Source organism: Neobacillus jeddahensis, from assembly GCF_000612625.1.
GTDB lineage: Bacteria > Bacillota > Bacilli > Bacillales > Cytobacillaceae > Neobacillus > Neobacillus jeddahensis.
On sequence record NZ_CCAS010000003.1, the window covers coordinates 100,371 to 114,196 of the forward strand.

11 protein-coding genes are annotated in these 13,826 nt (G+C 37.1%); 9 read left to right on the forward strand and 2 right to left on the reverse strand.

Features of this window, described 5'->3' with window-relative positions; all coding sequences use genetic code 11:
• Positions 1–16: 16 nt before the first annotated feature.
• Positions 17–862 (reverse strand): MurR/RpiR family transcriptional regulator, encoded by an 846-nt coding sequence (locus tag TY15_RS02225; protein WP_040206151.1) that lies wholly within the window; start codon positions 860–862, stop codon positions 17–19.
• Positions 863–1,011: 149 nt separating this feature from the next.
• On the opposite strand from TY15_RS02225, the gene gnd reads away from it, so the two are divergent.
• Positions 1,012–1,908, forward strand: coding sequence for a phosphogluconate dehydrogenase (NAD(+)-dependent, decarboxylating) (gnd, locus tag TY15_RS02230; RefSeq protein ID WP_040206152.1), 897 nt, complete (start codon positions 1,012–1,014; stop codon positions 1,906–1,908).
• Between the two features lie 82 nt (positions 1,909–1,990).
• Here the strand turns inward: gnd and gntK are convergent, their stop codons facing one another.
• Positions 1,991–3,535, reverse strand: a complete 1,545-nt coding sequence (gene gntK / locus TY15_RS02235; protein WP_040206153.1) for a gluconokinase — start codon at positions 3,533–3,535, stop codon at positions 1,991–1,993.
• A 305-nt stretch (positions 3,536–3,840) separates the two neighbouring features.
• Between gntK and TY15_RS02240 the strand changes: the two genes are divergently transcribed.
• The 8 genes from TY15_RS02240 (at position 3,841) to TY15_RS02275 (ending at position 13,784) form a co-directional block, all read left to right on the forward strand.
• Complete coding sequence (locus tag TY15_RS02240) at positions 3,841–4,602, forward strand: threonine/serine exporter family protein (protein ID WP_040206154.1); 762 nt, start codon at positions 3,841–3,843, stop codon at positions 4,600–4,602.
• 19 nt (positions 4,603–4,621) lie between these two features.
• A complete protein-coding gene (locus tag TY15_RS02245) occupies positions 4,622–5,080 on the forward strand; it encodes a threonine/serine exporter family protein (protein WP_040206155.1) in 459 nt (152 codons plus the stop codon).
• 165 nt (positions 5,081–5,245) lie between these two features.
• Positions 5,246–6,004, forward strand: a complete 759-nt coding sequence (locus TY15_RS02250) for a C39 family peptidase (RefSeq protein ID WP_040206156.1) — start codon at positions 5,246–5,248, stop codon at positions 6,002–6,004.
• A 702-nt stretch (positions 6,005–6,706) separates the two neighbouring features.
• Positions 6,707–7,978 carry an ATP-binding protein gene (locus TY15_RS02255; protein ID WP_040206157.1) on the forward strand — a complete coding sequence of 424 codons (1,272 nt, stop codon included), beginning with the start codon at positions 6,707–6,709 and terminating at the stop codon, positions 7,976–7,978.
• 272 nt (positions 7,979–8,250) lie between these two features.
• A complete protein-coding gene (locus TY15_RS02260; RefSeq protein WP_040206158.1) occupies positions 8,251–9,666 on the forward strand; it encodes a branched-chain amino acid transporter BcaP in 1,416 nt (471 codons plus the stop codon).
• A 221-nt stretch (positions 9,667–9,887) separates the two neighbouring features.
• Positions 9,888–11,138, forward strand: coding sequence for an ATP-binding protein (locus TY15_RS02265; protein ID WP_040206159.1), 1,251 nt, complete (start codon positions 9,888–9,890; stop codon positions 11,136–11,138).
• A gap of 165 nt (positions 11,139–11,303) precedes the next feature.
• Entirely contained in the window at positions 11,304–12,464 is a 1,161-nt protein-coding gene (locus TY15_RS02270) for an HD-GYP domain-containing protein (protein WP_040206160.1), read from the forward strand.
• A gap of 138 nt (positions 12,465–12,602) precedes the next feature.
• Complete coding sequence (locus tag TY15_RS02275; RefSeq protein WP_040206161.1) at positions 12,603–13,784, forward strand: hypothetical protein; 1,182 nt, start codon at positions 12,603–12,605, stop codon at positions 13,782–13,784.
• The last annotated feature ends 42 nt before the right edge of the window (positions 13,785–13,826 follow it).

Here is a 13,826-nt window from a genome sequence, read left to right on the forward strand (position 1 = left end):
TGATGGTGAAGATTTTTTACATTCGTGTTTCTGCAATCGCCTCTCGTACCTTTTCAAGTGAATGCTTTGCCTTTTCATTGTTTAACATCATGATATTGACATAAAGAGCATCGATTAAGCTCAATTGGGCTATTCTTGATGATAGTGCTTCTGAGCGATATTCGGTCTCTTCTGAACTTGTATAGAGAGCCACGTCTGCTAACTGACAAAGTGGAGATTTAGGATAGCCGGTAATGCCAATAGTTTTCGCTCCATTTTTCTTAGCAGTTTTTAAGATATTAAGAGTGTCTTTATTTGTCCCAGAATGGGAGATGACCACTGCGATATCTTGAGACCCGAGTTGCGATGCCGACATGAGCTGAAAATGAGAATCGATAAATGCGAACGCTTTAATTCCGGTACGCACAAATTTATGAAAAGCATCCATGGCCACAACACTGGATCCGCCTGTTCCATAAAACTCTACCCGGTTTGCGTGCATGAGTAGCTCGACTGCTGTTTGCATCGAAGCGCCATCAAGAATTTGTAGTGTGTTCTCCAGTGTTCTAATATTGGATTTAAATATTTTCTCTGTCACTGTTTTTTCATTATCATTTTCGCTTATCTCTTCATGGATTTGCTGAATGGGTTCGATTATTTCAGAAGCCAAGGCAATTTTCATCGCTTGATAACCCTTGAAGCCGATCCGTTTACAGAAGCGAAAAACAGTAGCGTCCGCTATTTTAAGATCTTCCGCTATTTCATTGATAGTGCTATGAATAATTTTTTCAGGATTGTTCATGATATAGTCGGCGACCTTTTTTTCTTTTTCACTCAGTCTTGCGTAATAGGATCGTATTTTTCCTAAACAATTTTGCGCCATTTGAATAGTGTCCTCTCTATGTAAACTCTTACATTTAGTATACCATGAAAGGCGAAGTGAAAAAATATTTTTTATTCAGTGTTTGATTTAAGAAAAAAATTTTCGTATAATAGAAATATAATGAAATATTATTTCGGAGGCGTATTTGCATGCAGATTGGTTTAATTGGCTTAGGAAAAATGGGTTATAATTTATCCCTTAATTTAATGGATCAAAAACATCAAGTGGTTGCATTTGATGTTAATAAAGAAGCAGTTGAAAAAATAAGTCAGGATGGGGCAATTGGAGCACATTCTATTTCCGAACTTGTAAACAAACTTTCCAGCCCACGAGTGGTCTGGATGATGGTTCCCGCTGGGAATATAACTGAACAAGTCATAGACGAACTTAAAGGGTTACTAGAGGCTGGCGATATTGTCATTGATGGAGGAAACTCACATTATAAAGATTCGATTCGGAGAGGGAAAGAACTAGCGGAAAATGGGATTCATTTCTTTGATGCAGGGACTAGCGGTGGTATGGCTGGAGCTAGAGAAGGTGCCTGCATGATGATCGGCGGGGAAAAAGAAATTTTTGAATATATTGAGCCTGTTTTCCGAGATATTAGTGTGGAAAATGGCTATCTATACGCAGGTAAGAGCGGAAGTGGTCATTTCTTGAAGATGATTCACAATGGCGTCGAATATGGCATGATGCAAGCTATTGCAGAAGGGTTTGAAGTGTTAGAGAAAAGTGAGTTTGACTATGACTATGAAAAAGTGGCACGTGTCTGGAATAACGGCTCCGTGATCCGCTCATGGTTAATGGAACTAACGGAAAATGCCTTTTCAAAGGATGCGAAGCTTGATTCCATTAAAGGGGTTATGCATTCGTCTGGTGAAGGAAAATGGACGGTAGAAACGGCACTTGAACTCCAAGCAGCGATTCCAGTGACGACATTGGCATTGATGATGCGATATCGTTCCCTTGAAGATGATACTTTCACTGGAAAAGTAGTTGCCGCATTAAGAAACGAATTTGGCGGACACGCCGTAGAGAGTAAATAATACAGAAAAACAAGCATTCGAGCAATATGCCGAATGCTTGTTTTTTATTTTAAAGATAAGAATGCGCCTTACGCTTTTCTTTTTATTTCACCCATTTTTGCTGAAAGCTGGTAATTGCTCCGTATTCTTGTTCCAATAAACGAGAGACACGGATATAAATAGGCGTAATTTCTTCATAAATTTCAACATTCTTTTCAATTGGTTGATGGGCATGGGTTGAACCAACCAATGTTGACATAATCGAGAAATCCTCAATTTCCCCTAAAGCATACATACCAAGCACAATGGCCCCTAAGCACGAGCTTTCAAAACTTTCGGGCACAACCACCTCTTGATTAAATATATCCGCCATCATTTGCCGCCATAATTCAGATCTGGCAAAGCCGCCGGTCGCTTGAATTTTCGTTGGGACCCCAATCATTTCTTGTAGGGCCAGTAAAACGGAATAAAGGTTTAAGATAACACCTTCAAGAACGGCACGAATCATATGCTCGCGCTTATGATGGAGCCCAAGACCAAAGAATGATCCTCTGGCATTAGCATTCCAAAGTGGTGCACGTTCACCGGCTAAGTATGGATGGAAGATGAGGCCGTCAGCCCCTGGTGCCACCCTAGAAGCAATTTTCGTCAATACTTCATAAGGGTCGATACCAAGTCGTTTTGCCGTTTCAACCTCGGATGAGGCCAGTTCATCGCGTACCCAGCGGAAGGTCATCCCACCATTATTCACAGGCCCACCAACAACCCAGTGTTTATCTGTTAAGGCGTAGCAAAAAATTCTCCCCTTTGGATCGGTGACAGGATGATCTGTAACAGTCCTGATGGCACCGCTTGTCCCAATCGTGACGGCAACAACCCCAGGGTCAATCGCATTTACACCAAGATTAGAGAGTACGCCATCACTAGCACCGACAACAAAGGGAGTTTCGGCTAGTAACCCAAGTATGGAGGCATATTCCTCCTTTAAGTCGGTTAAATAATAGGTGGTTGGTACTGGTTCGGCCAGCATGTCACATGTGATTCCAGCGACATTTAGAGCCTCTAAGTCCCAAGCTAAATCCTCTAAATTAAAGAGACCTGTTGCTGAAGCAATCGAATAATCAACAACATATCTGCCAAATAGTTTAAAGAAAATGTATTCCTTGATGCCGATGAATTTACTCGTTTTCTCAAAAAGTTCGGGTTCATCATGGCGAAGCCAAGTAATTTTAGCGAGTGGTGACATGGGATGAATCGGTGTCCCTGTTCTTCGATAGATGGCGAGACCGTTCAATTCATTTTTTATAGTCTCTGCCCAAGTAGTTGCACGGCTGTCAGCCCAAGTGATGCAGCGAGTAAGCGGTTTATCACTTTCGCTCATAGCAATGACACTGTGCATAGCAGAGCTAAATGAAACAAGTTTAAGATTTTTTGAATCAATTTCACCCTTTTGAATCGCCACTTTCATGGTTTCGATGACGGCGCGGAATATTTCATCGGGATCCTGCTCAGCAATGGAAGGGGCAGGGCTAAATAATGGATATTCAACATGATGCATGCTGATGACGGTTCCATTTTCTCCAAAAAGAACTGATTTTGTACTAGTGGTACCGATGTCAACGCCAAGGTAGTAGGATTGTTTCACCATTTTGTTTATCTCCTTCTTCATGAGTTCATTCTCGAAGTCCTGTTACAGGGAGTAAAAAAAAATTCTTCTAATATGACTTAACGAGAAAAAATTTTTCATATATTATTATTGTACCGAAATACTCATAGCTTTGAAACTTTTTTCCTTAAAAGATTTTATTAAAAAACAGGTGAGGGCGAGTTTTAAGTGCCGGCATCCATAATCGGATGGACAAACGCGATTATCATTTTGAGAAACAATTGCTTATCAGCCTGGTTATGATTTAAACTATGTTACATATGTAAAAATAAACTGGTGGGAAATAGATGGAACATGAAGTAGAACAAACTTACGATATTATGGAAGTATGCTTACTTGCAGGCAAAATTATGCTTCAAAGCGGCGGGGAAACGTACCGAGTGGAAGATACAATGATGCGGATTGCTGCATCTTATGGAATAGAAAAAACACATAGCTATGTCACCCCTACTGGCATTATTTTCTCGGCCGAAGGGACAGAACCGACGAAAACGAAGCTGATTAGAATCTCGGAACGGTCAACAGACTTGAAGAAGGTCGCCATGGTCAATAGCGTTTCGCGAAGGATAAGCAGTGGAGAAGTCAGTATGGAGCAAGCATTAACGCAATTAAAGGAAATCGATGCCCTCAATGTCACATTCCCTTTGCGGATTCAGGTGGCTGCGGCAGCTCTTGCTAGCGGCTGTTTTATGATTATGTTTAATGGCGAGTGGAATGATTTTATCCCAGCCGTTATTTCTGGCGGGGCAGGCTATTATGGCTTTGTCCACTTTCATCGTTTTGTCCCGATTAAGTTTTTTTCGGAGTTTTTGGCCTCATTTGTGATCGGATTACTATCCTTGGTATTTGTGCAAATGGGTGTGGGCCATCAATTAGATAAGATTATTATTGGTTCCGTTATGACGCTAGTTCCGGGCCTCTTAGTGACAAATGCGATCAGAGATTTAATGGCTGGACATTTAGTCTCGGGACTGTCAAAAGGAGCAGAAGCGTTTCTGACGGCGTTTGCCATCGGCGCTGGTATTGCTGTGGTATTATCATTTTTGTGATGGTGGAGGTAAATAGGATATGACAATTCTGTCACAATTAATAACAAGCTTCTTTGCAACAGGGGCCTTTGGGATCATATTTAATGCACCGAAAGAATCTTTAGTCAAATGCGGATTGATCGGCATGGGTGGCTGGTTAATTTATTATCTACTTGAAGACTATTTAGATAATCCGATTGTGGCAACATTGGCCGCGACGATTTTCATTGCCGTACTCAGTCAGGAATTGGCTAAATTTTACAAAACGCCTGTAATCATCTTTAGTGTAGCCGGAATTATTCCGCTTGTACCAGGGGGACTCGCTTATGATGCGATGCGGAACTTTGTTGAAAATGATTACAATTCTGCCATCGCATTAGCTGCCAAAGTTCTGATGCTCGCTGGGTCTATTGCTTTCGGGTTAGTATTTTCAGAGGTAATTAATCAGGTGGTTCGGAAAATAAATCAACATAAGATAAGACTGAAAAATCCCCTTTGAGTGTGAATCTTAAAGGGGGTTTTTCTTAAGGATAAATTAAGGAAAAGCAGTTAACCTGTCATTTGGAAAGATCTTACCTTTATTCTAATGCAATTATTTGATATGTTTAGTTAGTCTTATTAAAGTAATGAACAAAGTATATAGTAAGGAATGATCCTATCAAATATGAAGAAACTTATCCTAACGATTATTATTTTATTACTAACCATTTTTAGTGCAAAGGCATTTGCTGGAGTAATCTCTAATCACCAGTCATTGGATCAAGTAATAGATTCAGCTAAGGTAAAAACACGTGATATTTTACTCGAGTCAAAAGAAGCTCCTAGTGCACCGAAAATACCGGATAGCATTCAATTAGATGTACCCCTACTCAATCAGATGGATCAGCCCAAGCTATATAATGGCTGTGAGGTAACGAGTCTAGCAATGATGCTAAATTTTCATGGAGTTGAGGTCACAAAGAACGAGTTAGCAAATAATATTAAAACGGTCCCGTTAACGTATAATAACGGTCAAAAAGGGAATCCCCATACTGGGTTTGTCGGGGACATGGTGAACGGGCCAGGTCTTGGTGTTTATAACGAACCTGTACTTGAATTAGCGCAAAAATACGTTGGTGATAAAGCCGTTAATTTAACGAATCGCTCCTTTTCTGAAGTTTTAGAAAAGGTTGGTCAAGGGCTACCTGTTTGGATTATTACAACGACCACATTTGCGCCTGTCTCCGCTTTTGAAACATGGGATACACCGCAAGGGCAGATTGACATCACCTTTAGTGAACATAGTGTTGTGATTACCGGCTATGACGCCAACTATATTTATATTAATGATCCATATGGTACAAAAAATAAAAAATTGGATCGAGAGAATTTTACCAAAGCGTGGGAACAAATGGGTAAGCAAGCAATTGTGATAGAAAAATAAAGAATGGCCTGGTGCTTATTCCAGGCCATTCTTTGTATTGATACAGATTTAAGAAATGGTCAAAAACTATGGGCCGAGCACTTTTCTTTTAAATTGGACGAAGGCAGAGGGATTTCCCTCTGCCTTCTTAACATTTGATTCAATGAAAGAATCCATATAGTAACTTGTGAATGGTTGTCATATTTAAAGATAAATATCTTTTGAATACTGTCAAGTCAATTGTGTCTAGCGGAATTCGCGAAACAGGCACGTAACTGTATCTTGTCAGCCATCGCAAGGTAAAAATTTATGAAATGTAATTGTTTATAAAAACAAGTTTGCCGCGGTTATTCTTCCACCTGATGGTTTACTACCTAAACGACGTAAGCCCTACCTCTCTTACATCCTAACGGCTCCGAAGCCGATCCAGTGTGAATAAGTTTTTATTTTAAAACATAAGCAGAATGCCAGAAAAAAATTCTTACATTGCGTTATCTCAATTATTCCAAGTTACTTTAATAGTGAAGCACAAATATTAATACTACATGACTTTGTTTCTTTTGTCAATTTTTTATTAAAATGTCATTTGATTTACAATTTTTAAATGATAAACAGATAAATAAACCAATGATAAAAGATTAACAAATAACAATGGAATTTGAAGGGAAATAGAAGAATTTGTCGTATAGATAATCATATAATGTTCACTTTGGGGGAATTATCTTGTTGGCAGAAAAACTTCTTTTGAATGTATTAATTACATTAGCACCTGTCATACTATATAGTATTTTAATTGATGGTAAGCACAAAGCGAAGCCACGTTTTTTAGGTGGCATTTCATTAAGTATAGCTGCACTTGCCTGTATGATATTTTCCTATTCAAATTATGGTTTTAATTGGGATCTTCGCTATGTCCCACTTATCTTAGCATTTCTTTATGGAGGATTAGTAGAAGGCGGGCTAGTGTTAACTACCCTTCTAATTGCCCGATTCTTTTTTGGTGGTGACACAGCTGTTTTTGGGGTAATTAATACATTATTGACTGCTGTCGTCTCCCTTTTCATTAAAAAAAGCTTTTTTAATAAAACACCAAACCAAAGGGTCGTCATTGCAACCTTACTTGGCGCCTGCTCGTTACTTATTTGTTATTTTTCTTTCACTGCTTTTTACTATTTTGAGGGAAATATTTTTAAATTGGTTTTTCATATTCCTGACCTACTGTTGGTTGGTTTAATAGACACGTTAGCTATCGCCTTAGGTGCTAAACTGATAGAGGGAATAATTGTAAGGGATAAAATGAGGTTAGAAATTCAGCGGTCAGAAAAACTTAATACGCTTGGTGAACTCGCTGCCTCTATCGCTCATGAGATTAGAAATCCCTTAACGGTTGTGAAAGGCTTTCTCCAAATCATGCAACAAGAAGAATGCAGCAAGAATCACCAATACCTTTCTTTAGTATTAAGTGAATTAGGTCGTGCGGAGTCTATCATTAATGATTACTTAAATTTTGCGAAGCCAAAATTTGAAAAAATAGATAAAATTGATTTAAACGAGATATTAACAGACGTTGTGCTGTTACTAGACCCACTCGCAGTCAGGCAGGGAGTGCTACTTGATAAAAAGTTGGATTCGTCGAGGGTCTCACTTGTGACCGATCGAAATCAGTTCAAACAGGCGCTTATTAATCTGATCAAAAATGCTATTGAAGCCACTCCCGAAAGTGGAAAAGTTACAATTCATTCGAAGTACACGGATCATAAGGCTAGGATCTTAATTATTGATACCGGCAAAGGAATGACTAATGAACAATTGTCCAGGATTGGTACTTTATTTTACACAACAAAAGATAAAGGTACCGGACTTGGGACATCTGTCTCCTTACGAATAATTGAAACTATGAATGGGACGGTAACTTATCATAGTGAACCGGGATTAGGGACAGAGGTCACGCTAGTTTTGCCAGCTGAACAAAAAGCGGAATTTGTGCTAGTTTAATAAAGGCTAACCACCGAACTGGAGTGGTTAGTCTTTTTTTTCGTAAATCTATAATTTCGAATATCGAAATTATTTTCTTGAAATAATTTTAAATTAATGTACGAGTAAATATGTAGTTAGTTTGAACTGCTAATTATGGGAGTTTTTTGAAATTACTATATTTTTAAAAAATATATTGATTTTTATATCAAATAATTATATTATTTCGATATAGGTTTTTATAATCATTTTTTTCAGAACATTTAGAAATTAAACCCAAGGGGGTTATTATTATGGATTTATTTAGAAAAAAATCAATTCCAGAATTAATTAAAGCAGCAGGGCAAAAAGATGTGACCCTAAAAAAAGAGCTAGGTGCCTTTGACTTATCAATGCTGGGTATAGGAGCGATCATTGGAACAGGGATTTTTGTTCTGACAGGAGTGGCCGCCGCGGAACACGCTGGACCTGCACTTATACTATCCTTTGTATTATCTGGATTAGCTTGTGTGTTTGCAGCACTTTGTTATGCTGAATTCGCTTCTACCGTTCCAGTATCGGGAAGTGCTTATACGTATAGTTATGCAACCTTCGGTGAACTAATTGCCTGGATATTAGGATGGGATTTGATTCTGGAATACGGACTAGCGTCATCGGCAGTAGCAAGCGGCTGGTCAGGCTATTTCCAAGGATTGCTAGCAGGGTTTGGGATTCATTTTCCAACAGCTTTAACAAGTGCCTATGATCCGGCAAAAGGGACATTTATTGATGTTCCGGCGATCTTGATTGTATTGATTATTACGTTACTATTGACTCAAGGGGTAAAAAAATCAGCTCGCTTTAACACTATAATGGTTATTATTAAGTTAGCTGTTGTTCTATTATTTATCGGGGTCGGAGTATGGTATGTGGAACCAACTAATTGGACACCATTTATGCCATTTGGCTTCTCGGGAGTTACAACTGGTGCAGCAACCGTATTCTTTGCCTATATCGGTTTTGATGCTGTATCCACTGCAGCAGAAGAGGTGAAAAATCCGCAGAAAAACATGCCAATCGGGATTATTGCTTCATTATTAGTTTGTACGATCTTATATATTATTGTTTCAGGAATCTTAACGGGAATAGTTCCTTACCAACAGCTAAATGTGAAGAACCCAGTTGCCTTCGCGCTTAATTATATCCATCAGGATTGGGTGGCAGGCTTCATTTCATTAGGTGCAATTGCCGGTATTACCACGGTTCTACTTGTGATGTTATATGGACAAACACGTTTATTTTATGCGATTAGCCGTGATGGTTTGCTGCCAAAGGTATTTTCAAAAGTTGATAAGAAGAAGCAAACACCTGTGGTCAATTCATGGATTACTTGTTTACTAGTTTCGATCTTTGCCGGGTTAGTACCATTAGGAAGACTTGCAGAACTAGTAAATATCGGAACACTATTTGCGTTTATGACTGTAGCAATCGGGATTTTATACCTTCGCAAGAATAAGCAAGCACCAACAACAGGTTTCCGGGTTCCGTTTGTGCCATATATCCCAATTCTAGCCTTCTTATTTTGTGGATATTTAGCCTTACAGCTACCAGCAGTATCGTGGATTAGTTTTGCTGTTTGGCTCTTGATCGGATTGGTTGTTTATTTTGGCTATGGACGTAAACATTCAACATTGAATAGTCATAGTAATCAGGTGAAAAAGGTTAGTTAGTGAATCGATTGAATGAAATGATAGGTTAGTTTACAGAAGGGACTTACACGGTGAGTCCTTTCTGTTTTTTTTTGTGAGATTTATCGAATTGCGTCGAATTGAGTAGTTTTTTCATATTTTATGTCATTTTTTCGGAGGGAAATGGTAATATAGTAGGTAAAGTGATCGTATATTTTTTCAGAGTATTTTGTGTAATAAGAAAGTCAAGGGAGTTAGACGATATGAAGGAAAGTAGTAAAAGTCCGAAATTAATATATGAAGAGAAAAAAGCGATAAAGTTATTTTTGTGGTTGTTCAATATTATCTTTTTTTCTTGGGAGATTTTCTATTATTATATTATGCCTTTCATTTCACGAGGGGAAATTGATTTTTCTAGGGATGGATTTGGTATATCATACTATATTGTTTTTCTCTTAGTTTTAACAGTATCCATTTATTTTACTAAAAAGAAAAATGTTTACATCGTTAAGTATATTTACCTGATTAGCTACCTATTTATTGATTTAATTGATAATTTAATTAGGTATTTAGGGACGGATAAACACTTTACATCAGGGAACATTGTCGAGGTTTTATTTATTTTATTTTCTCCGATTTTTGTAAATAAAAAATATTTTTGGATGGTTTCAATCGGGCTAGTTAGTAAGGATCTATTATTTGGATTAATTTTACAGGATACTTTTGCATTAGTTCCAGCTTTAACTTATTTAATCTTATCACTAATTGCATATATAATATTAACGCGTTTTTACTCTTATATAAGCTCTTTAATGCGTGTCAATGACGAACTCCGAAAAAAAGAGAAGTTAGCTATTATAGGACAAATGGCTACAGCGATTGGTCATGAAATCCGGAATCCTTTGGCATCACTAAAAGGTTTTACCCAATTACAACAAGAACGATATCTGAATACAAATGATTATTATCCTATTATGATTCAGGAAATTGACCGAATTAATTCTATAGTAGATGATTTGATGTATATTGGAAAACCAAAGGCAATCCTATTTGAAAAAGCTAGTATTGAAGAAATTATTGCATATACCCTATCCATTACTCAGCAAATGGCTGAAGGTCAGGGAATAATGATTGAAACCACTTTAGCAGGACCATTACCACCACTTGAGTGTGATAGTAAACAGTTAAAGCAAGTGTTTCTTAATTTAATCAAAAATGCTATTGAGTCGATGCAAGATGGAGGGAAAATAAAAGTTCATGTATATATAAATGAAGAGAAACAAATGAGTATTTCGATTAAGGATGAAGGTTGCGGAATTGCTGAGGAACACATTCTAAATGTAGGTGAACCATTTTTCACTACTAAAAAAGAAGGAACAGGCCTTGGCTTGATGGTAACAAGTCAAATTATTAAAGATCATAATGGAAAGCTAGAAATTGAAAGTGAAATTGGAAAAGGTACAAGGATTCATGTAATTCTACCGGTTTTACAGAAAAATGTTAGTGGTAGCTAGTTTAATATTTATACAAAATTCCAGATAATAAAGTGTTTCGTGGGGTTTCTGTATGAGATATAATGTAGAAGAACAAGGATATTTAATAGATTTTGTAAAAAAATTACTTATTTTATGAAAAATGTCGGTTAATTTTTAATCGATATTAGGCACCTGGAGGTCTATATGATACTTCTTGAAGAGAAGCGAACTATTAAATGGTTTTTACTATTTTTCTATATTATTATGCTTGGATATGATTGCTTTTACTATTTCGTAGCACCAGGACTTATAACTGATAGAAAAATAGGATTACCTAGCAATTATTGGTATTTGAACTATATTGTATTGATGATATTAATACCAGTGACCTATAATTTAAATAGGTTAAATAGGCATGCATTGATAAAATATGTGTTTTTTATTAGCTATTTAATAACAGTTTTCATTGTTGATATTTTTACTTATTTTGGGAGTGAAGAACCATATACTAGCGGGAATATGGTAGAAATATTTTTAATATTATCATTGCCACTATTCTTGGATAAAAAATATTTTTGGATAGTTACTTTAGGAGAAATTATAAAATATCTCATTACTGGAATTGTTTTGCAAACATCTTATGTTATTATGCCGATCATTTTAATTATAGTTGTATCAATTATGTCATTTTTCATCTTAACTCGTTTTTTAGGCTATGTTGGAGCATTAAGTTTGTCTTATGATAAACAGTTAGAGGGTATTGTAAAAGGAGTCATTGCTACACTTGAACTAAAAGACCCTTATACAAGAGGCCATAGTGAACGAGTGGCGAAGTATGCTTTATTATTGGTACAAGAAATCGGTAGATTCTCAAAAGAGGAACAAAAGTCATTTTATCATGCTTGTTTATTACATGATATTGGGAAGGTTCATATCCCTGATTCAATATTAATGAAACCTGGTAAGCTCACAACGGAAGAATTTGAAATTATTAAATCACATCCAGTAGTTGGTGAAGAAGCAGTAAAGGATGTACAGGAAATAAAGGAAGGTATTAGCGTTATTCGTTCTCATCATGAACGGTGGGACGGAAAAGGATATCCGGATCAACTGAAAGGTGAAAATATTCCTTTACTTGCTAGAGTTACAGCGATTGCTGATGCCTTTGATGCTATGACATCATCGCGCTCCTATCGAGCAGCCTTATCTGTTGATGAGGCATATAGACGTATTTTAGATGGTGCTGGTTCCCAATTTGATCCTTCGTTAGTGGAAGAGTTTAAAAAGGTTTTCCATGTATGGGTCAAATTTCATAGAGATTATCCATGGACTAAGTGGGAAAATTATAAGGAGGTAAAGGTATGAAAATTCGTAAATTAAAAAAAATTAAGACAACTTGCTGGTGGTGTCCTTGGATAGGATTAAAGGAATAATTGGTGGGATGTTAGCTTATATGCTAGCATCCTTCTTTATTAGAAAATCCCAAACTAAAAGGGTGTTAAAATGAGCCTTACACTTGATTCAAGACTGTTGTTGGTTCCACTCGCTATTCGAAAAGACAAAAAGAATTACATTGTAGAAGATCAAACCACAGGCGACTTTTTTGAAATGCCTGTGGTTTGTATTGATGCCATTGAATTGATTCAAACTGATTTGCCATTAGGTGAAATAGAGCAACAGCTTAAAGCAAAATACCCAAACGAAGAAATTGATCTGATCGATTTTGCCAAGCAATTATCAGAGCTGAAACTTGTCGTGGAAATGGATGGCGTCATAATAGATCGTAAGGAGAATAAAGGGGAGAGTTTAGGTTATTTGTGGATTTCCCCACAGATCGGCAAATTCTTCTTTAACAAAGGATCATACCTTGTTTATGCTGCTTTATTAGTTATGATTATCTACCTTTTCATCACCAAGCCCGGATTATTTCCCCATTATAAAGATTTGTTTATTTCTGATTACATGATGTTGAACATCCCAGTATGGATCTTGTTAACCTTTTGTTTAGTGTTATTTCATGAATTTGGCCATGTGTTAGCAATGAGGGCAAAAAACCTTCCGACTAGATTAGAAATAGGTCATCGCTTATTCCTTGTTGTCCTTGAGACGGATATGTCTGCAGTATGGAAACTGCCTTCGACCGATCGTAACGTGCTGTATCTAGCAGGTCTTTGTTTTGATACAGTCATCCTTTCGCTTGCTTTATTGGGTCAGCTGATGTTTGCCAATGGATCAGGGGTTTTTCTTAGTATCTTGAATATCATTATCCTAGACACATTTATTCGCATAGTGTACCAATGCTGTATTTATATGAAAACGGACTTATATTACGTCTTTGAAAATACATCTGGCTGTTATAACCTGATGGAAAATGCCCAGGATATGATTAGAAAAAGACTCCCGTTCCGAAAGGCACAATCCTCAGAAGAGGTAATTTTTACGGGTGAAAGAAAGACTGTATTCATCTATTCCATCTTTTATTTTATCGGGGTCGCGTTAACGATTAGCCTATATTTCTTCTTTTATCTTCCACAATTATTGTTTGCCTGGAAAAAGATTATTCCGGGTTTTTCAGAAGGAGCGGCCACCCTCCCTTTTTGGGATGCAATGCTATTCTCATTGCAAATAATAGTAGGACTATCCTTGTTGTTATACTCATGGAGGAAAAAATCCAGCACTACTTAGCGCTTCAGCTTTTCGATTTGTGACAATAATTTGTCTAAAATA